The organism is Azospirillum melinis (assembly GCF_013340935.1).
GTDB lineage: Bacteria > Pseudomonadota > Alphaproteobacteria > Azospirillales > Azospirillaceae > Azospirillum > Azospirillum melinis.
This window is the reverse complement of the sequence record NZ_WHOS01000057.1, coordinates 23,559-45,420: the sequence shown is the minus strand read 5'-3', so window position 1 is coordinate 45,420 and position 21,862 is coordinate 23,559. Positions and strand designations below refer to the sequence as shown.

At 66.8% G+C, this 21,862-nt stretch carries 13 protein-coding genes and 2 tRNA genes; 7 read left to right on the top strand and 8 right to left on the bottom strand.

Annotation, left to right across the window (positions count from 1 at the left end; all coding sequences use genetic code 11):
- Positions 1 to 253: 253 nt before the first annotated feature.
- The 3 genes from ppdK to GBZ48_RS28660 form a co-directional block, all read right to left on the bottom strand.
- Complete coding sequence (gene ppdK, locus GBZ48_RS28670) at positions 254 to 2,947, bottom strand: pyruvate, phosphate dikinase (RefSeq protein WP_174474148.1); 2,694 nt, start codon at positions 2,945 to 2,947, stop codon at positions 254 to 256.
- A 351-nt stretch (positions 2,948 to 3,298) separates the two neighbouring features.
- Positions 3,299 to 5,551, bottom strand: coding sequence for a putative bifunctional diguanylate cyclase/phosphodiesterase (locus GBZ48_RS28665; protein ID WP_174474147.1), 2,253 nt, complete (start codon positions 5,549 to 5,551; stop codon positions 3,299 to 3,301).
- A gap of 256 nt (positions 5,552 to 5,807) precedes the next feature.
- Entirely contained in the window at positions 5,808 to 9,548 is a 3,741-nt protein-coding gene (locus tag GBZ48_RS28660; RefSeq protein ID WP_174474146.1) for a vitamin B12-dependent ribonucleotide reductase, read from the bottom strand.
- 766 nt (positions 9,549 to 10,314) lie between these two features.
- Here GBZ48_RS28660 and GBZ48_RS28655 point away from each other — a divergent pair.
- Positions 10,315 to 10,770, top strand: a complete 456-nt coding sequence (locus GBZ48_RS28655) for a PRC-barrel domain-containing protein (RefSeq protein ID WP_174474145.1) — start codon at positions 10,315 to 10,317, stop codon at positions 10,768 to 10,770.
- Positions 10,771 to 10,888: 118 nt separating this feature from the next.
- Here GBZ48_RS28655 and rpsA read toward each other — a convergent pair whose 3' ends face one another.
- The 3 genes from rpsA to aroA form a co-directional block, all read right to left on the bottom strand.
- Positions 10,889 to 12,595, bottom strand: coding sequence for a 30S ribosomal protein S1 (gene rpsA, locus GBZ48_RS28650; RefSeq protein WP_042694362.1), 1,707 nt, complete (start codon positions 12,593 to 12,595; stop codon positions 10,889 to 10,891).
- 190 nt (positions 12,596 to 12,785) lie between these two features.
- Positions 12,786 to 13,442, bottom strand: coding sequence for a (d)CMP kinase (gene cmk, locus GBZ48_RS28645; protein ID WP_174474149.1), 657 nt, complete (start codon positions 13,440 to 13,442; stop codon positions 12,786 to 12,788).
- Positions 13,443 to 13,488: 46 nt separating this feature from the next.
- A complete protein-coding gene (gene aroA / locus GBZ48_RS28640) occupies positions 13,489 to 14,826 on the bottom strand; it encodes a 3-phosphoshikimate 1-carboxyvinyltransferase (protein WP_174474144.1) in 1,338 nt (445 codons plus the stop codon).
- A gap of 401 nt (positions 14,827 to 15,227) precedes the next feature.
- Here aroA and GBZ48_RS28635 point away from each other — a divergent pair, with 401 nt between their 5' ends.
- Entirely contained in the window at positions 15,228 to 15,617 is a 390-nt protein-coding gene (locus GBZ48_RS28635; RefSeq protein WP_109051898.1) for a TIGR02300 family protein, read from the top strand.
- A gap of 147 nt (positions 15,618 to 15,764) precedes the next feature.
- Positions 15,765 to 15,840 (top strand) — tRNA-Ala (locus GBZ48_RS28630).
- Positions 15,841 to 16,005: 165 nt separating this feature from the next.
- Here the strand turns inward: GBZ48_RS28630 and GBZ48_RS28625 are convergent.
- Together GBZ48_RS28625 and GBZ48_RS28620 are read right to left on the bottom strand one after the other, a co-directional pair.
- Positions 16,006 to 16,857 carry a transporter substrate-binding domain-containing protein gene (locus tag GBZ48_RS28625; protein ID WP_174474143.1) on the bottom strand — a complete coding sequence of 284 codons (852 nt, stop codon included), beginning with the start codon at positions 16,855 to 16,857 and terminating at the stop codon, positions 16,006 to 16,008.
- A gap of 182 nt (positions 16,858 to 17,039) precedes the next feature.
- Positions 17,040 to 17,114 (bottom strand) — tRNA-Val (locus GBZ48_RS28620).
- 222 nt (positions 17,115 to 17,336) lie between these two features.
- On the opposite strand from GBZ48_RS28620, the gene GBZ48_RS28615 reads away from it, so the two are divergent.
- The 4 genes from GBZ48_RS28615 to GBZ48_RS28600 all read left to right on the top strand — a co-directional run bounded on the left by GBZ48_RS28615 (position 17,337) and on the right by GBZ48_RS28600 (position 21,780).
- Positions 17,337 to 18,278, top strand: coding sequence for an N-formylglutamate amidohydrolase (locus GBZ48_RS28615; protein ID WP_174474142.1), 942 nt, complete (start codon positions 17,337 to 17,339; stop codon positions 18,276 to 18,278).
- A gap of 465 nt (positions 18,279 to 18,743) precedes the next feature.
- On the top strand, positions 18,744 to 20,153 hold the full coding sequence (otsA, locus tag GBZ48_RS28610; protein WP_174474141.1) for an alpha,alpha-trehalose-phosphate synthase (UDP-forming): 1,410 nt from the start codon (positions 18,744 to 18,746) through the stop codon (positions 20,151 to 20,153).
- A 38-nt stretch (positions 20,154 to 20,191) separates the two neighbouring features.
- Positions 20,192 to 21,214, top strand: a complete 1,023-nt coding sequence (locus GBZ48_RS28605; protein ID WP_174474140.1) for a glucokinase — start codon at positions 20,192 to 20,194, stop codon at positions 21,212 to 21,214.
- A gap of 173 nt (positions 21,215 to 21,387) precedes the next feature.
- The gene (locus tag GBZ48_RS28600; protein WP_109050407.1) at positions 21,388 to 21,780 is read left to right on the top strand and encodes a winged helix-turn-helix domain-containing protein; all 393 of its coding nucleotides are present in this window, start codon (positions 21,388 to 21,390) and stop codon (positions 21,778 to 21,780) included.
- The last annotated feature ends 82 nt before the right edge of the window (positions 21,781 to 21,862 follow it).

Here is a 21,862-nt window from a genome sequence, read left to right as displayed (position 1 = left end):
TGCCTACAGCCCACCGGTCGAGTTCGAGGAAAATTTCCCGCCACCAGGGCCGGGCGGCCGCCCGGCCCTGGTGGCCTGACCAATCCGGAACAATTTAACAAGCGTCTCAACTTCGGGGGGCGGTCCAGGGGGCGGTCCAGTCCCCCAAAACCTGTTCCACACTGTTCCACCCACCCCACTCCGCCCCCAAAACGAAACGGCCCCCTTCCCTTGCGGGAAGAGGGCCGACATCGTTTCAGCTACCCGGTTCGGCTCAGTCGCGCTTGACCGTGTCGCTGTTCAGCGCCGCCTGCGCCGCCGCCAGACGGGCGATCGGCACGCGGTAGGGCGAGCAGGAGACGTAGGTCAGCCCGATCTTCTCGCAGAAGGAGATCGAGGCCGGGTCGCCGCCATGCTCGCCGCAGATGCCGAGCTTGATGTCCGGACGGACCTTGCGGCCGCGCTCGGTGGCGATCTCCACCAGTTCGCCGACGCCGGTGACGTCCAGCGACTGGAACGGGTCCTGCTCCAGGATGCCCTGGCGCTGGTACTCCGGCAGGAAGCTGCCGGCGTCGTCGCGCGACAGGCCCAGCGTGGTCTGGGTCAGGTCGTTGGTGCCGTAGCTGAAGAACTCGGCCGATTCGGCGATCTCGCCGGCCTTCAGGGCCGCGCGCGGGATCTCGATCATCGTGCCGGTCAGATACTCCACCGTCACGCCGGTCTCGGCCTTCACCTGCTCGGCGGCGCGGTCGATCACCGCCTTGAGGATGTCGAACTCCTTGCGGGTGATGATCAGCGGGATCATCACTTCCGGAATGACGGCCTCGCCGGTGGTCTTGGCGACCTCGGCAGCGGCGGCGAAGATGGCGCGGGCCTGCATCTCGTAGATCTCGGGGTACGAGATGCCCAGACGGCAGCCGCGATGGCCCAGCATCGGGTTCGCTTCATGGAGCTGGATGGTGCGGTGGCGCACCCGCAGCTGATCGGTGCCGGTGGCCTGGGCGACCTCCGCCATGTCCTCTTCGGTGTTCGGCAGGAACTCGTGCAGCGGCGGGTCGAGCAGGCGGATCGTCACCGGCAGGCCGGTCATGATCGTGAACAGATCGACGAAGTCCTTCTTCTGGAAGGGCTCCAGCTTGGCGAGCGCCTTGCGGCGGCCGGCCTCGTCCTCCGCCAGGATCATCTCGCGGACGGCCAGGATGCGCTCCGGGTCGAAGAACATGTGCTCGGTGCGCGACAGGCCGATGCCCTCGGCGCCGAACTTCCGCGCGGTGCGGGCGTCCAGCGGCGTTTCGGCGTTGGCGCGGATCTTCATCCGGCGGATCTTGTCGGCCCAGCCCATCAGGGTGGCGAAGTCGCCCGACAGCTCCGGCTGGATCGTCGGCACCTCGCCCAGCATCACCTCGCCGGTGGAGCCGTCGATGGTCAGGATGTCGCCTTCCTTGACGGCGACGCCGCGGACCGACATCTGCTTGGTCTTGTAGTCGATGCGCAGGTCGCCCGCACCCGACACGCAGGCACGGCCCATGCCGCGGGCCACCACCGCCGCGTGGCTGGTCATGCCGCCGCGGCTGGTCAGGATGCCGCGGGCGGCGTGCATGCCGTGGATGTCCTCGGGTGAGGTCTCGATGCGGCAGAGGATCACCGACTCGCCCTTGCCGGCCATCTGCTCGGCCTCGTCGGCGGTGAAGACCACCTTGCCCGACGCCGCACCGGGGGAGGCCGGCAGGCCCTTGGCGATGACCTTGCGGTCGGCCTTGGGGTCCAGCGTCGGGTGCAGCAGCTGGTCGAGCGAGGCCGGATCGATGCGGCGGACCGCCTCGTCCCGGTCGATGACGCCCTCGTTCGCCAGATCGACGGCGATCTTCAGCGCGGCCGGCGCGGTGCGCTTGCCGTTGCGGGTCTGCAGCATGAACAGCTTGTTCTGCTGGACCGTGAACTCGATGTCCTGCATGTCGCGGTAGTGCTTCTCCAGCTTGAGGCGGACCTCGTTCAGCTGGTTGAACACCTCCGGCATCACCTCCTCCATGGCGGGGAGGTCGGACTTGTTGGCGATCTTGCCGGCGACGGTCAGGTGCTGCGGCGTGCGGATGCCGGCGACGACGTCCTCGCCCTGGGCGTTGACCAGATACTCGCCGTAGAAGGCGTTCTCGCCGGTCGACGGGTTGCGGGTGAAGGCCACGCCGGTGGCGCAGTCGTTGCCCATGTTGCCGAAGACCATGCACTGCACGTTGACCGCGGTGCCCCAGTCGGCCGGGATGTCGTGCAGCTTGCGGTAGGTGATGGCGCGGGCGTTCATCCAGGAGCCGAAGACGGCGCCGATGGCGCCCCACAGCTGCTCCTGCACGTCCTGCGGGAAGGGCCGGCCCAGCTCGCGCTCGACCGCCTTCTTGTAGTCCTCGATCACCGCCTGCCAATCCTCGGCCGACAGGTCGGTGTCGAGGTTGTAGGACTTGTCGCGCTTGTGGTTGTCGAGGATGTCCTCGAAATGGTGATGCTCAACGTCGAGCACGACGTTGGAGTACATCTGGATGAAGCGGCGGTAGCTGTCGTAGGCGAAGCGGCCGTCGCCCGACCGCTTGGCGAGACCAGCGGCGGTCGCGTCGTTCAGGCCCAGGTTGAGGACGGTGTCCATCATGCCCGGCATCGACGCGCGGGCGCCGGACCGGACCGACACCAGCAGCGGGTTGGCCTGATCGCCGAACTTGGCGTCCATCGCCTGTTCCAGCCGAGCGATGGCGGCGTTCACCTGCGTCGTCAGCTCCGGCGGATAGGAGCGTCCGTTGGCGTAGAAATAGGTGCACAGCTCGGTGGTGATCGTGAAGCCCGGCGGAACGGGCAGGCCAAGATTGGCCATTTCGGCCAGATTGGCGCCCTTGCCGCCCAGCAGGTTCTTCATATCGGCCCGTCCTTCGGTGGCACCGGCCCCGAAGCTGTAGACCCACTTGGATTCACCCTGGCTCGCCATTGCGGATTTCCTCTCGCCCCATGGTCGTCCGGCATGTGGGTGCTCCCCTTGTCTCCAACGACCGTTCCACCCTGCGGAAATCCGCCGGGCGAAACCCCGTGGTCAGTTTGCTTGACCGCACATGCCGCTGAGTGGACCTTCTATCGCCCCAAACGTTGGGACACAAGACAGTCGCGTGGTCTAGAACAGGATGACCTGCGCTTCACCAGCAAAGGAGCGTTGCGGCTATATCGTATTGCCCGCATCCCCATTACTCCGGCGGATCCGCATAATACCGATTCGGCCGGTGAATTGCGCCCGAAGTACCCCGTAAATCCAAAGAAAAACGGGACCATTTCCCCTGCAAATGTTTCAGATGCTGAAGCAAGCGTCGGCCGGACATTCGACCCAGTGCTTGCCCGCCCCCGCCAGCCAGCTCACGAGCGCCGCCGACGGCATCGGCCGGGCGAACAGATAACCCTGGCCGATGGCGCAGCCTTCCGCCTCCAGCATGCGGTGCTGGGCCTCACGCTCCACCCCCTCCGCGACGACGGTCAGGCCCAGCGCCTCGCCGATCTGGATGATGGCGCGGACCAGCGGCCGGTTGGCGGCGTCGATGTCCAGTTCCTTGACGAAACTGCGGTCGATCTTCAGTTCGCCGACTGGAAAGCGCTTCAGATAGCTCAGCGACGAATAGCCGGTGCCGAAATCGTCGATGGACAGGGTGACGCCCAGCGCATGCAGCGCATCCAGCGCGTCATGGACGCCGATCTCCTCCGTCATCATCAGCCGTTCGGTGATCTCCAGCGTCAGATCGTTGGCCGGGATGCCATTGGTGGCCAGCGCGGCGCGGACCTGATCCGGCAGGTCGCCGCGGGCGAAGCGGACGGCGGAGACGTTCACCGCCAGCCCGGGCACCGGCACCCCCGCCGCGCGCCAGCGGCCGAGCTGCGCCACCGATGTCTGCAACACCCAGCTGTCCAGCCGGTCGATCAGCCCGCACTCCTCGGCCAGCGGCACGAACTCCACCGGCGACACCGCTCCCCAGCGCGGGTGGGTCCAGCGGATCAGCGCTTCCACCCGGTGCAGGCAGTTCGGTTTCAACCGCAACTGGGGCTGGTAATACAGCTCGAATGGTGCCTCGTCCTCCGGACAGCCCGCCTCCTGCCGGTCCAGCGCCTCGCGCAGCGCCGCCTCCATCTCCAGCCGGCGCACGGCCTGTTCGTTCATGTCGCGGCGGAAGAAGTGGCAGCGGTTGCGGCCCGCCTGCTTGGCCCGGTACATCGCCGCGTCGGCCTGGCGCAGCAGCGTGTCGAAATCCATGCCGTCGTCGGGATGCACGGCGATGCCGATGCTGGCGGTCGGGGTCAGCGTCAGATCGGCCACCGTCACCGGCACCGCCAGGGCGGCGAGCACCCGCTCGGCAAGCAGCGAGGCGTGTGCCGCGTCACAGCCCGGCAGCAACGCCACGAACTCGTCGCCGCCCAGCCGGGCCAGCGTGTCGCCCTCGATGAACAGCTGCTTCAGCCGGGTCGCCACCTCCACCAGCAGACGGTCACCGACCGCATGCCCCAGCGAGTCGTTGATGGTCTTGAAGCGGTCGATGTCCAGGAACATCAGCGTCACCGGCTGCCGGGTGCGCCCGGCCAGCGCCAGCGCTGCGGTGGCGCGGTCGGCCAGAAGCTGGCGGTTGGGCAGCCCGGTCAGCGTGTCGAAGTAGGCCAGCCGGTTGATCTCCGCCCGCGCCCGGTCATGTTCGATGGCGAGCGCGCACAGATGCACGCAGGCTTCCACCAGCCGGCGGTGAAAAGCGGCAACGGGGCGCGGATGGTGGTAATAGAGCGCGAAGCTGCCCAGCATGCGGGCGTCCCGCCCCTTGATCGGGTTGGACCAGCAGGCGGCCAACCCATTGGCCAGAGCGAGGTCGCGACGCTTGGCCCAGCGCGGATCACCGGCGATATCGACAGACATCACCGCCTCGCCCACGCTCATCGCGCTGCCGCAGCAGCCGACGTCCGGCTCGATGGCAAGCCCGTCGATGTTGGCAGTGTAGCCGGCGGGCAGCGATGGGGCGGCGGCGACCCGCATGCGGTTCTCGTCGTCCCGCAGCATCACCGAACAGGCGACCTCCGGCGCACAGGCCTCGACCTGCCGACAGAGAAAATCCAGGACCTGCTTCAGCGACCGGCCGGTCGCCACGAGTTCCAGAACATTCTGCTGCAGGCGGGCCACCGCCTCCGCACGCTCACGCTCGTCGAAGTTGCGCATCTCGCACAGAAGCAGCTCATCGCCCCCGTCGGTCAGATGCTGCCAAAACAGATCGACCGGGACCGGATCATGGCGCAGGATCCGCAAGGCGCCGGCACCGGGCGGCGGATGATCCCCCCGCGCACCGTCCCATACCGCTTGCCAGTCACGTCCGCCGAGATCGAGCAGGCTGGGCAACGAGCGGCCGACCAGCGTCTCCAAAGGGAGGCCGGCCAGCCGGGCAAAGCCGGGGTTGGCACCGACGATGGCCCCGTCGGCCGATGTCCAGACCAAGGCAGCGTTCCATTGCGCGGCGGTTGCCCGCAACAGGCGATCGGACGGCAGACGGTCGTCCAGCGCGGTCGCGGCCGAATCCATGACCCCTGATCCCTCCGGACATGCTTCGGGAACGCCGCGTCGGCGCCCCCGGGAGAGTCAGCTAACATGAACACACGCGGCACGGTCAAGGCTCGTCACACGTCGGCCAACTTGTTGCAGCCACACAAGAACGGTTCTAATCCACCATCGCTGAAACCGTTCGTGCACAACAAAAAGGGAGGAAGCGGTTTCCCACTCCCTCCCCATCGTCACTGGCCTTCAGATGACGCCCCCGGCGGGAGCGCCATCCTTGGGATCAGCTGCAGCCGGTGGTCGACCCGCAGCTGTCGCACTTCAGGCAGGTGCCGTTACGGACCAGGGTCATGTTGCCGCACTCGCCGCAGGGATCGCCCTCATAGCCGCGGGCGCGGGCCTCGCGGATGCGGTCGAAGCGCTGATCGCTGGTGCTGCCGCCATAGGCCGTGCCGGTGGCCGCGGTGGCGGCGACATGGCCCTGCGCAGTGGCGGCGGCAACCGCCGGGCTGGCCGACATGGCCGCCTGGGCGGACACCTGCGTACCCGCCGACGCGGTGACGCTCACGGCCGCCGTGTCGGTGCCGGTGGCGGCGAAGGCCGCCGCGGCGCTGGCACGCTGGGTCTGGCCACCATGCAGGACGCGCAGGTTGTTGCGGACATAGCCGGTGGAGGCGATGCGGCGGACGATGTCGGACGGCTGCACCTGGGTGTCCGGCAGGTCGCCCTGCTTGTCGCCGCTGCCGACCGTCGACGGCACCAGATCCTCCGGCGTGGCGTGCGCCAGATCGGTGCGGTTCAGGTAGGAGATGGCGATCTCGCGGAAGATGTAGTCGATGATCGATGTCGCCATCTTGATGGTGTCGTTGCCGGTCACCATGCCCGACGGCTCGAAGCGCGTGAAGGTGAAGGCCTCCACGAACTCCTCGAGCGGCACGCCATACTGCAGGCCGATCGACACCGCGATGGCGAAGTTGTTCATCAGCGACCGGAAGGCGGCACCTTCCTTGTGCATGTCGATGAAAATCTCGCCCAGCCGGCCGTCCTCATACTCGCCGGTGCGCAGATACACCTTGTGGCCCCCGACATTGGCCTTCTGGGTGTAGCCCTTGCGGCGGTGCGGCAGACGCTCGCGCGAGCTGCTCTTCCGCTCGACCACCCGCTCGATCACCTTCTCGACGATGCGCTCGGTGACCATCTGGGCGCGCACGGCGGCCGGCGCCTCGATCACCGCCTCGACCGCTTCGCCATCCTCCTCGTCGTCGAGCAGGGCGGCCTGCAGCGGCTGGCTCAGCTTGGAGCCGTCGCGGTAGAGCGCGTTCGCCTTCAGGCCCAGGCGCCAGGACATCAGGTAGGCGTCCTTGCACTCGTCGACCGTCGCCGTGTTCGGCATGTTGATGGTCTTGGAGATGGCGCCGGAAATGAAGGGCTGCGCCGCTGCCATCATCGTGATGTGCGATTCCCAGGACAGGAAGCGCTTGCCGATGCGGCCGCAGGGGTTGGCGCAGTCGAACACCGACAGATGCTCGTCCTTCAGGAAGGGAGCACCCTCCAAGGTCATGGCGCCGCAGCAGAAGGTGTTGGCCAGTTCGATCTGCGACTTGCTGAAGCCGATGTGGCTCAGCAGGTCGAAGCCCGGGGCGTCCAGCGTCTCGGCCGGGATGCCCAGCGCCTGGGTGCAGAAGTCGGCGCCGATGGTCCAGCGGTTGAAGACGAACTTGATGTCGAAGGCGGTGGCGAGGTTGCCCTCCAGCCGCTCCAGCAACTCGTCGGTGAAGCCTTTGACCTTCAGCGCCTCGTGGTTCACGCCCGGGGCGTTCTTCAGCGTGCCGTGGCCGACGGCGTAAAGCGCGATCTCTTCGATCTGGTCCGGGGTGTAGCCGAGCGTCTTCAGCGCCTCCGGCACCAGACGGTTGACGATCTTGAAGTAGCCGCCGCCGGCCAGCTTCTTGAACTTCACCAGGGCGAAGTCGGGCTCGATGCCGGTGGTGTCGCAGTCCATCACCAGACCGATGGTGCCGGTCGGGGCGACCACGGTGGCCTGGGCGTTGCGGAAGCCATGGGCCTCGCCCAGTTCCAGCGCCTCGTCCCACACACGGACGGCGGCCAGGGCCAGTTCCTGGTCCGGGCAAAGGTCGGCGACGAAGGGCACCGGCTCGACCGCCAGACCCTCATAGCCGTTCATCTCGCCATTGGCGGCGCGGCGATGGTTGCGGATGACCCGCAGCATGTGGTCGCGGTTGGCCTCGAAGCCCGGGAAGGTGCCCAGCTCCTGCGCCATCTCGGCCGAGGTGGCATAGGCGACGCCGGTCATGACGGCGGAGATGCCGGCGCAGTAGGCGCGGCCCTCGTCCGAGTCGTAGGACAGGCCGGACGCCATCAGCAGGCCGCCGAGGTTGGCGAAGCCGAGGCCCAGCGTACGGAACTCGTAGGAGAGCTGGGCGATTTCCTTCGACGGGAACTGCGCCATCAGCACGGAGATTTCCAGCACGATGGTCCACAGCCGGCAGGCATGCTCGAACGCCTCGACGTCGAAGGAACCGTCCTTCAGACGGAACGACATCAGGTTCAGCGACGCCAGATTGCAGGCGGTGTCGTCGAGGAACATGTATTCCGAGCACGGGTTCGAGGCGTTGATGCGCCCCGAGGCCGGGCAGGTGTGCCACTCGTTGATGGTGCTGTCGAACTGCACGCCCGGATCGGCGCAGGCCCAGGCGGCGTAGCCGACCTTGTCCCACAGGTCGCGGGCACGGACGGTCTTCACCACCTTGCCGTTGGTGCGGCCGATCAGGTTCCAGTCGGCATCGTCCAGCACCGCCTGCACGAACTCGTTGGAGATGCGCACGGAGTTGTTGGAGTTCTGGCCGGAGACCGTCAGGTAGGCTTCCGAATCCCAGTCGGTGTTGTAGGTCTTGAACTCGATCGAGGTGAAGCCCTGGCCGGCGAACTGGATCACGCGCTGGATGTAGTTCTCCGACACCTGATCCTTGCGGGCGGCGAGGATCGCCTTCTTGAGCTCCTTGTTCTCCTTCGGGTCCAGGCCCGACTGGGCAGCGGCCATCACCGCGGTCAGGTGCTTCTGGCAGATCCTGGAGCCGGTCACGAGCGCCGCGACCTTCTGCTCCTCGTTCACCTTCCAGTCGATGTAGCCTTCGATGTCCGGGTGGTCCATGTCCACCGTGACCATCTTGGCCGCACGGCGGGTGGTGCCGCCCGACTTGATGGCGCCGGCCGCGCGGTCGCCGATCTTCAGGAAGCTCATCAGGCCCGACGACTTGCCGCCGCCGGCCAGCTTCTCGCCCTCGCCGCGCAGGCGGGAGAAGTTGGAGCCGGTGCCCGAGCCGTACTTGAACAGGCGGGCCTCACGCACCCACAGGTCCATGATGCCGCCCTCGTTCACCAGATCGTCGGCGACGGACTGGATGAAGCAGGCGTGCGGCTGCGGATGCTCGTAGGCCGAGGCGGACGAGGTCAGCAGGCCGGTCTTGAAATCGACGTAGAAGTGGCCCTGGCTCGGGCCGTCGATGCCGTAGGCCCAGTGCAGGCCGGTGTTGAACCACTGCGGGCTGTTCGGGGCCGCCATCTGGGCGGCCAGCATGAAGCGCATCTCGTCGAAGAAGGTGTGCGCGTCGGCCTCGGTGTCGAAATAGCCGCCCTTCCAGCCCCAATAGGTCCAAGTGCCGGCCAGACGGTCGAAGACCTGCTTGGCCGAATGCTCGCCGACGAAACGCTTTTCCTTCGGCAGGGCGGCGAGCTTCTCCTGGTCAGCCTCCTTGCGCCACAACCAGGACGGGACGGTGTTTTCTTCCACGGCGCGGAGCGCTGCGGGGACACCGGCCTTGCGGAAATACTTCTGGGCCAGGATGTCGCTGGCGACCTGCGAGAAGTTGTCCGGCACCTCGATGCCGGTCTGCTGGAAGACGATCGTCCCATCCGGGTTGCGGATCTCGCTGGTCGCCTGGCGGAAACCGAGGCTGGCGTAGGCGTCCTGGCCTTCGTGCGTGAAACGACGCTCAATCCGCATGATGAGACTGTCCCTTGCTTGGAGCCCGCCGCGGCGCGCTCAAATGGAAATATGGTGCGACCCGTCCTGTCGAAGCGGCCGGCGGTCTTCATCCGCCGTCCGGCCCGGCAACGCAGATGGCGCCGTACAAACAGGGGGCTCGATGCCCGGCTGTCCGCCGTCGCCGCTGTGCTGCCGACCGGGGCCGCCGCTAAAGGCCGGCCGGGTCACGTGAGCGGCATCCTAGCCAGCGTGACCGGGGCAAGCAAGCCCCACTCTGCTAGATATTGTGGTTGACATCGACGAACCCCTCAAAACCTTGATCTTGTGGTGTTCAACCCGTCACTGGGGATCCTGTTCCCGCCTGCCAAGTAATTTTTTCGGGGGCGGTGGCGGACCGCATCGCGGTCGTGAGGCACAAGCTGTAGGCACTCGAATCACCGCCGATGCCGGATCGGACGGCGCCACGCACCGATTAGAGCGCAAAACGCAGCCGATCACCAGCGCTTCGTTGCAGTGAAAATCAACATCTTGTTGCCTGTGCCCCATAGCACACACCACCGATTCGCTGCGCCTCGACTCGCGGCAATTTGGCGAAATCCAAGGGGCGACTCGAAAAAGCGGGCTGGAGGAGCCGCCGAGTCGCCGCCGGTCGGCCTGTGGATCGACACGGAAGAGGGGTAAGGACGGCCTCCCCGCAACTATTTCAAGCGTCCCCGGTTAAGGCGGGTGGAGCCAAGATGGATCCCGCGCGATCCCATAGATCCTTGGGGGAGGAGAAGCGCCCATGCTGAAGATCACCCACAAGATGTGGTTCGCATTGTCGGCACTGACACTGCTTGTCGGTATGGCGACTCCGCTGGGCGCGGCTGCCCAGAGCGTCATCATCAACGGTTCGACTCCGGCCGTTGGTGCGGCGGTGGAACGCAAGACCGGCCCCAGCGTCGACCAGTTGATGGACCGCAGAGTCCTCGGTGCCGACGGGTCGAAAATCGGCACCGTCACCGACGTGATCCTCAACGACAAGGGTGAGGCCCAATACATCGTAATCCATTCCGGCGGCATTCTGGGCTTCGGCGGCAAGGACATTGCGGCCGACCTGACCCTGGCCGACCTGCGGACCGGCACCGAGGCGATCCATCTGCGCGAGGTGACGGCCGCCAGCGTCCGCGACATGCCCGAATTCCGCTACGACGACAGCATCACCTCCCTGACCCGCAGCCCGGAACCGCGGCGGCGTTAGCAAAATGGAGCGACGAAAAAGGCCGCGTCCCAACCGGGACGCGGCCTTTCACTTACTCTTCCGGGAGATCGCTAAGCCCCCTCCCTCGCGTTGCTGCAAGGGAGGAGACCTCAGGCGATCACTCGTCGTTCTGCTGCTTGCGCTTCAGAGCGGCGCCCAGGATGTCGCCCAGCGAGGCGCCCGAGTCGGACGAACCGAACTCGGCCATCGCCTGCTTCTCTTCCTCCATCTCGCGGGCCTTGATGGACAGCGAGATGCGGCGGGAAGCGCGGTCGATCTGGGTGACCTTGGCATCGACCTTCTCGCCGACGGCGAAACGGTCCGGGCGCTGTTCCGAACGGTCGCGGGACAGGTCCGACTTGCGGATGAAGCCGGTGTAGCCCTCGCCGACGGTCACTTCGATGCCGCCGTCCGTCACCTGCGTCACGGTGCAGGTCACGACTTCGTTCTTCTTCAGGCCGGCAGTGGCCGACTCGAACGGGTCGCTGGCCAGCTGCTTGATGCCGAGGCTGATGCGCTCCTTCTCGACATCGACGTCGAGAACCTTGACCTTGACGCGGTCGCCCTTCTTGTACTCGGCGATCGCCTCTTCACCCGACTTGTTCCAGTCGAGATCGGACATGTGGACCATGCCGTCGATGTCGCCCGGGAGGCCGACGAACAGACCGAACTCGGTGATGTTCTTGACTTCGCCTTCCAGTTCGGTGCCAGGACCGAACTTGTCGGTGAAGGTCTCCCACGGGTTGTCCAGGCACTGCTTCAGGCCAAGGCTGATGCGGCGCTTCTGCGGATCGACGTCCAGGACCATGACCTCGACTTCCTGCGAAGTCGACACGATCTTGCCCGGATGGACGTTCTTCTTGGTCCAGGACATTTCCGAAACGTGGACCAGGCCCTCGATCCCTGGCTCCAGCTCCACGAAGGCGCCGTAGTCGGTGATGTTGGTGACGCGGCCCTTGAACTTCGCGCCGACCGGATACTTGGCCTCGACGCCTTCCCACGGGTCGGCTTCGAGCTGCTTCATGCCCAGGCTGATGCGCTGGGTTTCCGGGTTGAAGCGGATGACCTGGACCGTGACGGTCTGGCCGATCTGCAGGGCTTCCGACGGATGGTTGATGCGGCGCCACGCGATGTCGGTGACGTGCAGCAGGCCATCGACGCCGCCCAGGTCGACGAACGCACCGTAGTCGGTGATGTTCTTGACGACACCCTGGAGGATCTGGCCTTCCTTGAGGTTGGCCACCAGCTCCGAGCGGGCCTCCGCACGGCTCTCTTCGAGCACGGCGCGGCGCGACACGACGATGTTGCCGCGCGAGCGGTCCATCTTCAGGATCTGGAACGGCTGCGGGGTGCCCAGCAGCGGGGAGATGTCGCGGACCGGACGGATGTCAACCTGCGAACCCGGCAGGAAGGCAACGGCGCCCGACAGGTCGACCGTGAAGCCACCCTTGACGCGGCCGAAGATGACGCCGGTGACGCGGGTCTGGTCGTTGAACGACTTCTCCAGCAGGGCCCAGGCTTCTTCGCGCTTCGCCTTCTCACGGCTCAGCATCGCCTCGCCGTTCTTGTCTTCCATCCGCTCGAGGTAGACCTCGACGGTGTCGCCCGCCTTCAGCTCGGGCGGCTGGCCGGCAACGGCGAATTCCTTCAGCGCGACGCGGCCTTCCGACTTCAGACCGACGTCGATGGTGACCATGTCGTTCTCGACGGCGACGACGCGTCCCTTGACGACCGTACCTTCGAGCGACTCGGCCGCGCCCAGCGACTCTTCAAGCAGAGACGCGAAGCTTTCCTTTTCGACCGTGCGGGCCAGTGACTGTGCCATTGAAACTCCTAAAGGTGGCGCGAAAGCGGCCCCGTTCCGGTCCCTCCCGCGGCAAAACGGGTGGGACCTCGACCGAACCGCCGCGCCGGGCACCACGCCCGGCGACTTGGTTGATGGTTTTCCTTGGAGGGAGTCGGACCCGTTCGCGCCGCCACCGGCGGCCCGTCAACGGAAGTCGGAAGCGGCGGCGTTACGCCGTGGGCTTCAGACCGGTTTTCGAACCGATGTGGGCGACCGCCATCGAGAACACCTGATCGGCATCGAGAGCGGACGTATCAAGCACAAAAGCGTCGGCAGCCGGACGGAGCGGGGCCACCGCTCTCTGGCTGTCGCGCGCATCACGAGCCTTCATGTCCTCCAGGACATCGGAGGATATAGCCGGAATCCCCCGTCTCTGCAACTCCTTGAGTCGCCGTTCGGCCCGGACCTCCACCGAAGCGGTAATGAACAGTTTGGCCTGGGCATCGGGACAGACCACCGTGCCGATGTCGCGCCCGTCCAGAACCGCCCCCGGCGCGCCGCCCGGCGGGTGGGTCGCGAAGCGCCGCTGGAAGTCGAGCAGCGCCGCCCGCACCTCCGGCACCGCCGCCACCTTGCTGGCCGCCTGCGCCGCCTCGTCGGTGCGCAGGGCCACCTCCCGCAGGATCGGGTGTTCGGGGTGCAGGTCATAGGCCGCATGCGCCGCCGCCGCATTGTCGGCCGGATCGCCGCCGGCCCGCAGCACCGACACGCCGACCGCACGGTACAGCACGCCGGTGTCGAGGTGGGCGAAGCCGAAGGCGTCGGCGATGCGCTGCGACAGGGTGCCCTTGCCGCTGGCGGCCGGGCCGTCGATGGCGACGACCACGGTCCCGGCCGGAGCGCCCTGGTTGGAAAGCGGCTGCGTCATGGCCTCACGCCTCCACGATCGCGGCGCCGAGCCCGTTCATCAGCCCGACGAAATCGGGGAAGCTGGTGTCGATGAAGGCGCCGTCGTCGACCGACACCGGCTGTTCGGTCGCCATGCCCAGAACCAGGAAGCTCATGGCGATGCGGTGGTCCATGGCGGTGAGGACGGTGGCGCCGCCCTTCGGCGGCTTGCCGGTGCCATGGACCGTCAGGCTGTCGTCGGCACCGACCTCGACCGACACGCCGCAGCGGGTCAGCCCCTCCGCCACCATGGCGAGGCGGTCGCTCTCCTTCACCCGCAGTTCCTTCAGCCCCAGCATCACCGTGGTGCCCTCGGCACAGGCGGCGGCGGCGGCCAGGACCGGATATTCGTCGATCATGCTCGGCGCGCGATCCGCCGGCACCACGACCCCCTTCAGGGCACTGTGCTTCACCCGCAGGTCGGCCACCGGCTCGCCCGCCTGGTCGCGACTGTTCTCGAAGGCGATGTCGGCGCCCATCTCCACCAGCGTGTCGTAGAGGCCGGTGCGGCGCGGGTTCATGCCGACGTCGTTCAGCAGCAGCTCGGAGCCCGGCCGCAGCAGGGCGGCGACCGCCGGGAAGGCGGCGCTGCTGGGATCGGCCGGCACATGGATGCTGCGGCCGGTCAGCTCCGGCTGGCCGGTGACGGTGACGGCCAGCGCGCCGTCCTCCAGCCGCTCGGTGGTCACGGTGGCGCCGAAATGGCGCAGCATCAGCTCGGTGTGGTCGCGCGTCGGCTCCGCCTCGATCACCGTGGTGGCGCCGGCGGTGTTGAGACCGGCCAGCAGGATCGCCGACTTGACCTGGGCGGAGGCCACCGGCAGGCGGTAGGTGATCGGAACCAGCTCGCCGCTGCCGACCACGGTCAGCGGCAGGCGTCCGCCGGAGCGGCCGACGAAGCGGGCCCCCATCTCCTCCAGCGGCTTGGTGACTCGGGCCATCGGGCGCTTGTTCAGCGAGGCGTCGCCGGTGAAGACGCAGGTGATCGGATGGCCGGCGACCAGCCCCATCAGCAGGCGGGCGGCGGTGCCGCTGTTGCCCATGTCCAGCACCTGCGCCGGTTCCTGCAACGCACCCAGCCCGACGCCGCGCACGTGCCAGACGCCGGCTTCGTCACGCTCCGCCTGAGCGCCCAGCAGACGCATGGCCGCCGCGGTATGCAGCACATCCTCCCCTTCCAGCAGTCCGTGAATCACCGTCTCGCCCACGGCGATGGCGCCCAGCATCAGCGACCGGTGCGAGATCGACTTGTCGCCGGGCACGCGGATGCTGCCCCGGATCGCGCCGGTGGTGGTGGAGCGCAGCGGCCTTGCGTGCGTCATGGGACGGGTCCTTCGGATCGGAACGGGAAGCGGTTGTGGCCGCCGTTCCTATCACAGCCCCTGCCCCGATGCGAGAGGGGCCAAATCGCCGCCCGCACCAGCGTCCCGGCCGCCCTCCGGCGACCTCCGCCTTGCGCACATGAAAAGAGGCCGCCCGAAAGCGGCCCCGAGTTCAAGGAGGAAACCAAATGGAGGAGTTGCACGGTGTGCAGGTCCGTTCTAGCGAGTTATGGTTAACGCCGTGTAAAGGCAACCCCTGCCCGGGCGGGATACCACTTTCCCGCCGGTGCTGCGACGCCGCAGCGGCCGGCTCGTCTCATCTTTTTTTTGACAAGCGCCGCAGGGCATGGCAAAGGGCGCCTCTTGAGAACCCCCCTGATTTTTGTGACGGAGGACGTGGCGTGGCCAAACCCGAATGGGGCGTCAAGCGCATCTGCCCGAGCTGTGGCGCTCGTTACTATGACATGCGCAAGGACCCGCCGGTCTGCCCGAGCTGTGGCGCGCAGTTCGATCCCGAGGCTCTGCTGAAGTCCCGCAAGGCCCGTCCGGCCCCGGTCGACGACACCAAGAAGGCGGCTGTCGTGGCCGAGGACGAGGAAGAGGTCGAGACCGAGGCCGAGACTCCGGAACTGGAGGATGCCGAAGACGAAATGTCGGTCGACGACATCGAGGAAGCCGACGACACCGCCGAGGACGAGGACGATGTCCTGATCGAGGACACGTCCGAACTCGGCGAGGACGACATGGACGAGGTCGTCGACGTCGAGGGCGAGGACGAGGAAGAGCGCTGACCGGCGCCCTTCCCGGTGGCGGCGGGACAGGCGCCGGGGTGGTGAAAAAAGCGCGAAAGGACGAATTTTCCGCTTGCATCACTCCGCTGCCTGACTATTATCCCGCTCCACCAAGGCCGGACGGAAACGACCGGCCCCCAGAGTTAAGGGGCCATAGCTCAGCTGGGAGAGCGCTACAATGGCATTGTAGAGGTCAGGAGTTCGATCCTCCTTGGCTCCACCAAATCGATCAAGGGCTCGGCGAGCAATCGCCGGGCCCTTGGTGTGTTTGCACCGGGCGTCGGATACAGACGCCGGTTCGGTGCATAGTTGCGGAACTCCATCGGGCCGCATGGAAATGCCGCCGCGCTGCGGACGGCCCGACGGCATCTCCAGTTACCGGGACCAGCTACTTCAGCCAGCGATCAAACACCGCTTGATACTGGCCGGTGGCGACGGTCTGGTGCAGCCACTGGTCGACCCACAGCTTCAGCACGATGTCGCGCGGCAGCAGGAAGGCCTTCTCCGAGAAGTCGAAGGGCTGGTCCGGATGGACGGCGCACAGTTCGGGATGCAGCTTCTGCTGTAGCCGCGTCTCCACCGCGTCGGTGATCATCAGGTCGGCTTTGCCGGCGACGATCTGGTCGAAAATGGTGACGTTGTCCGGATGGACCTCGATCTGCGCCGTGCGGATGTTGGCGCGGGCGAACTTCTCATTGGTGCCGCCGGGGTTGACGATCAGGCGGACGCCGGGTTTATCGATGTCAGCGACGGTCTGGAAGCGGTCCTTGTTCTCGCAGCGGGTGATCGGCGTCTTGCCGTCGCGCATCAGCGGATCGGAGAACAGTGCCTTCTTTTGCCGCTCCAGCGTGACGGAGACGCCGCCAACCGCGATGTCGTACTTGTCCGCCAGCAGATCGGGCAGCAGGTTGCTCCAACTGGTCTTCACGAACTCCACCTTCACGCCCAGCGCCTTGCCCATCGCTTCGGCGAGGTCGATGTCCATGCCCTCGAACTTCTGGGTCTGCGGGTTCAAGTAGGTGAAGGGCTTGTAGTCGCCGGTGGTGCCGACGCGCAGCGTACCGGCCGACAGAACGGCATCCAGGCGCGAACTTTCGGCCGGCTGTGAAGCGGCCGATACCGACGGAGCGGTCTGCGCCAGCGCACCGGCGGACGACAGGGCGGTGACGGCACAGACCAGCACCGCGCCGACGGCTGCGGCAAGGCTCCGGCCGCTGCGGTGCGGGGTATGGACAGGCATGAAGATCCTCCCGATGCTTTGTTTGCCGACCGGATGGTACGGCGCAGGGAGGATTGTGGCGAGAGGCTGCGGTCCTGACGGAGGAAGTTCAGATATGCAGCCGCCGAAGAGGTGCGGCAGCCCCAAAAGCAGCACCAGAACGGCGAAGGCCGCGAACCCGTTCCGGTCCGCGGCCTTCAGAATGGTGGGCGGTACTGGGATTGAACCAGTGACCCCTACGATGTCAACGTAGTGCTCTCCCGCTGAGCTAACCGCCCACTGTAGCGTCCGGCGGAGAAGCGCTTGGCGTCTTTCCGTCCGGCGTGGGCGGGTGTATACCGACCTCCTTGCCGACACGCAAGCCCTTTCGTACCGCCCATCCGCTTTTTTTATCCGCCGGTGGCAGGGCGGCGGCCACCCCCATCACAGGTCCCATCGCGGATGGTCCCGTGACAGAGGTTCCGTGACACCGGGGCCGGCGTCCATTACATCATTCGATCATGGACGCCTCCTTCGACGCGCAACGCGGCGCTGGCGCCGGTGCCGACCCGGCTGCCAACGCTCCGCTGCCCAACGCCCCGGCCTTCGAAATTCTGGCCCCGCAGAGCCAGAGACTGCCGCTCGTGCTGGCGTCGCCGCACAGCGGCAACGCCTATTCCGCAGAGTTCCTCGCCTCGTCCCGCCTGGATGCCCAGGCGCTGCGCAAGTCGGAGGATTGCTTCGTCGATGAGATCTTCGCCTTCGCTCCAGGCTTCGGCGTGCCGCTGATCCGCGCCCTGTTCCCGCGCGCCTATCTGGACGTCAACCGCGAGGCCTACGAGCTGGACCCGGAGATGTTCGCCGATTCGCTGCCGGCCTATGTCAACACCCGCTCCCCCCGGGTGGCTGCGGGGCTGGGCACCATCGCCCGCGTGGTCGCCAACGGCGAGGACATCTACAAGGGCAAGCTGCGCTTCGCCGAGGCGCTGGACCGCGTCAGCCGCTGCTACACCCCCTATCACAACGCGCTGCGCCAGCTGGTGGACGGCACCCGCGACGCCTTCGGCCATGTCCTGCTGATCGACTGCCATTCCATGCCGTCGGGCAGCGTCACCACTGGTGGGCGGGGAAGCGGGCGCGGCGGCACCCACCCCGACATCGTGCTGGGCGACTGTTTCGGCAATGCCTGCGCCCCGGCGGTGATCGACGCGGCTGAGGATTACCTGCGCGGGCTGGGCTATGCGGTCAGCCGCAACAATCCCTATGCCGGCGGCTACACCACCCGCCATTACGGCCGGCCGCGCCAGGGCATCCACACGCTTCAGATCGAAATCGCCCGCGACCTCTATATGGACGAGGCGGCGCTGACCCGCCTGCCCTATCTGGGCACCCTGGCCCGCCACATGACCGAACTGGTCGACACGCTGGGCCTGCTGCCGCCCGACGGGCTTGGTCCGCGCTGATCCTCCCGTCCCAGCCAACGGGCCATGGGCAAAAAAAGGGCCGCGGGCGGACCCGCGGCCTTTAGTCTAGGGAGGAAACGCCCAAGAAGTGCGTTACGCCAACGTCCACGCCAAGGCGCGACCGTTGCCGCACTGCACAATATGAGCGCATGACCTCCGCGCTTCAAGCCCAAAAAGAATTTCTCATTCATTACATCACGTTAATCGAGACAGGAGATACCGCGAACCGGATAGGGGTCAGCAGCGTTTGCTGCACCGCAGCATAACCTTTCGTGAAACAGCCTGCCCTAAAGGACAAAGGGAGCCGTACCTTCGGACCGCTATCGTGAGCGTGACGGCGGGGGTTCGGAACCAAGGCCGCCCTTTGTCGTTTCGCAGTGGTCCAATACCGGGTGTCCGCCACGGCGGCCCTGAAGATGCGGACTGCGGAACGCCCTGCCGGCGGCCAATAAGGAGAAGAAGATCGTGAGCAGGCTCGTCGTCGTATCCAACCGGGTCGCCCTTATGGAGGAGGGCAAGCAGGCCGCAGGCGGTCTCGCCGTCGCCATCCTGGCAGCCTTGAAGAAGACCGGTGGCATCTGGTTCGGATGGAGCGGAACGGTCGTCGACGGCGAGTCCCAGGCGGAGCCGACCAAGACGGAGGCCGGCAAGCTGACCTACGCCACGCTGGATCTGGGCCGCCGCGACCATGAGGAATATTATAACGGCTTCGCCAACCAGACCTTATGGCCGCTGTTCCATTACCGCCTGGGGCTGATCTCGGTGAACCGGCGCACGCGCGAAGGCTATTCCAGGGTCAACGCCTATTTCGCCGACAAGATGGAGCCGCTGCTGCGCCCGGACGACATGGTCTGGGTCCACGACTATCACCTGATTCCCTTCGGCGACGAGTTGCGCCGCCGCGGCTGTTCGCAGCGCATGGGCTTCTTCCTGCACACGCCCTTCCCGCCGCCGGAACTGCTGACCGCCCTGCCCAACCACCGCGACCTGATCCGCGAACTGTGCGCCTACGATCTGGTCGGCTTCCACACCGCCACCGACCTGCGCGGCTTCTGCGACTACATCCGCACCGAGACCGACGGCACGGTGGAGCAGCGCGGCGCCTACGGGACGGCGATGATCCGCGCCTTCGGCCGCACCCTGATGGCGAAGGTGTTCCCCATCAGCATCGACACCCCGGCACTGGAAAGCCTGGCCCGCACCGCCGGCCGCTCGCGCCAGGCCGAACGGCTGCGCGAAAGCCTGGTGGGGCGCCGGCTGATCATCGGCGTCGACCGGCTCGACTATTCCAAGGGCCTGCCGCAGCGCTTCGCCGCCTTCGAACAGCTTCTGGAAAGCTATCCGGAGCATTGCAACCGCGTCTCCTTCCTTCAGGTCGCCCCGCCCTCCCGCGAGGATGTGCCGGAATACATCGCCATCCGCCGTGAGCTGTCGGAAATGGCCGGCCGCATCAATGGCCGCTTCGCCGAGTTCGACTGGCAACCGATCCGCTACCTGAACCGCAGCTTCGGCCAGCGCGTTTTGGCCGGTTTCTACCGGTTGGCCAATGTCGGGCTGGTGACGCCGCTGCGCGACGGCATGAATCTCGTCGCCAAGGAGTATGTCGCCTGCCAGGACGCCGACAATCCGGGCGTGCTGGTGCTGTCCCAGTTCGCCGGTGCCGCCCACGAGATGGGCGAGGCGCTGATCGTCAACCCGTTCGACATCGAGGGCGTCGGCGATGCTCTGCAACGGGCCCTGACCATGCCGCTGGGCGAGCGCAAGGAACGCCACGCCGCCCTGATGCAGACCCTGCGGCGACAGGACATCAACTGGTGGCGCGAAAGCTATGTAGACGCATTGACCCGGGCACCGTATGACTTTCCGGTCACCTGAGCATCCGCTCGGCCCACCAACACCGCAGATCCGGATCCATGGCCGCCGACCTCTCCCCCGCCATTCCCGGCACCGCCGGCAACGCTGCTCCCACTCCGGCCCCCATTCTGGTCGCCGACATCGGCGGCACCAATGCCCGCTTCGGCCTGATCGATGGCCGTATCGTCCGCGACACCCGCGTGCTGCGCTGTGCCGATTACGCCTCGATCGAGGATGCGGCCACCGCCTATCTGACGGCGGTCGGGCTGGCGGCGGTCGGTACCCCCGGCCGGCCGCGGCGCGGGGCCTTCGCGGTGGCCGGTCCAGTCACCGGCGACCGCATCGCCATGACCAATCTGGTCTGGCAGTTTTCCGTCAACCGGGTACGGGACGCGCTGGGGCTGGACGGGCTGGTCGTCATCAACGACTTCACCGCCGTCGCCCTGTCGGTGCCGCGTCTGGCCGAAGAGGACCGTCGCCAGATCGGCGAGGGCGCGCCGCAGGCGGGGGCGGTCGTCGGCGTGCTGGGGCCGGGCAGCGGGCTGGGTGTGTCCGGTCTGGTGCCGGGCGCCAACAACCGCTGGACCGCCCTATCGGGCGAGGGCGGCCATGTCACCATGGCGCCGATCAGCGACCGCGAGAGCGCCGTTCTCGGCCAACTGCGCAAAAGCTTCGAGCATGTTTCGGCCGAGCGGGTGCTGTCCGGCCCCGGCCTCGTCAACCTCTACGGCGCGCTGTCGATCCTGGACGGGCGGGAACCGGCCGCCCTCACGCCTGCGCAGGTGGCCGACAACGCCCTGAACGGCAGCGAGGCCCATTGCGTCGAGGCGGTGGAGATGTTCTGTGCCATGCTGGGCACCGTCGCCGGCAACCTCGCTTTGACGCTGGGGGCGCGCGGCGGCATCTATATCGCCGGCGGCATCGTGCCGAAGCTGGGCACGCTGTTCACCCACTCCCGCTTCCGCAAGCGCTTCATGGAGAAGGGCCGGATGCGCGACTTCCTGGCGCCGATCCCCACCTACGTCATCACCCACGAACTGCCCGCCTTCCTGGGCCTCGCCGAGGCCGCCGGGGCGGAGTAACTCTGGGACAGTGGGGAGCCGCCCCGGGACGCAATGCTGGGAAGCCACTGGAGGGGTGCGGCCGATTGCATATCCCATCGGTAATTCCCCCTATTGCCCGACTTGTCGCTTGAACCGGCGGGTCGGCCTCCACATGGTTGTTCCCCTCTCTTTCGGATTTGCATCGGAACACCATGCCTGCCGACCTTCGTGTCCGTTTTCTGCACCCGTCGGGCGCCATCGGCCCCGGCAAGATCGCCCTGCTGGAGGCCATCGACCGCACCGGCTCGATCTCCGCCGCCGCGCGGTCGCTGGACATGACCTTCCGCCGCGCCTGGTTCCTGGTGGAGACGATGAACACCGCCTTCCGCGAACCGGTGATCCGCACCAGCGTCGGCGGGCGTGAGGGCGGCGGTGCCGGCCTGACCCCGCTGGGTCAGGAGGTGGTGGCCCGCTACCGCCAGACCCAGGAGGAGGCGCGCAAGGCCGCCGAGCCGCATCTGCGCTGGCTGGACGAGGTGCTGAAGGAGACGGAGATTGAGAGCGGAGTACAGGCTATAGATTCGAATACCGACGGCACGACATAGGCCGCGCCCCGATTCAGGTAACCATCGCCGCAAAGGGCAGCAGCTTTATGAATGAAGGGATTTTTTGAGAAAAAGACTGCAC

Bases quoted from the DNA above. Each gene is read 5' to 3' on its own strand.
- GBZ48_RS28600 (WP_109050407.1), top strand. From the start codon at position 21,388: ATGCCTGCCGACCTTCGTGTCCGTTTTCTGCACCCGTCGGGCGCCATC.
- GBZ48_RS28655 (WP_174474145.1), top strand. From the start codon at position 10,315: ATGCTGAAGATCACCCACAAGATGTGGTTCGCATTGTCGGCACTGACA.
- GBZ48_RS28625 (WP_174474143.1), bottom strand. From the start codon at position 16,857: ATGCCTGTCCATACCCCGCACCGCAGCGGCCGGAGCCTTGCCGCAGCC.
- ppdK (WP_174474148.1), bottom strand. From the start codon at position 2,947: ATGGCGAGCCAGGGTGAATCCAAGTGGGTCTACAGCTTCGGGGCCGGT.
- GBZ48_RS28660 (WP_174474146.1), bottom strand. From the start codon at position 9,548: ATGCGGATTGAGCGTCGTTTCACGCACGAAGGCCAGGACGCCTACGCC.
- GBZ48_RS28665 (WP_174474147.1), bottom strand. From the start codon at position 5,551: ATGGATTCGGCCGCGACCGCGCTGGACGACCGTCTGCCGTCCGATCGC.
- rpsA (WP_042694362.1), bottom strand. From the start codon at position 12,595: ATGGCACAGTCACTGGCCCGCACGGTCGAAAAGGAAAGCTTCGCGTCT.
- aroA (WP_174474144.1), bottom strand. From the start codon at position 14,826: ATGACGCACGCAAGGCCGCTGCGCTCCACCACCACCGGCGCGATCCGG.
- GBZ48_RS28605 (WP_174474140.1), top strand. From the start codon at position 20,192: ATGGCCGCCGACCTCTCCCCCGCCATTCCCGGCACCGCCGGCAACGCT.
- GBZ48_RS28615 (WP_174474142.1), top strand. From the start codon at position 17,337: ATGGACGCCTCCTTCGACGCGCAACGCGGCGCTGGCGCCGGTGCCGAC.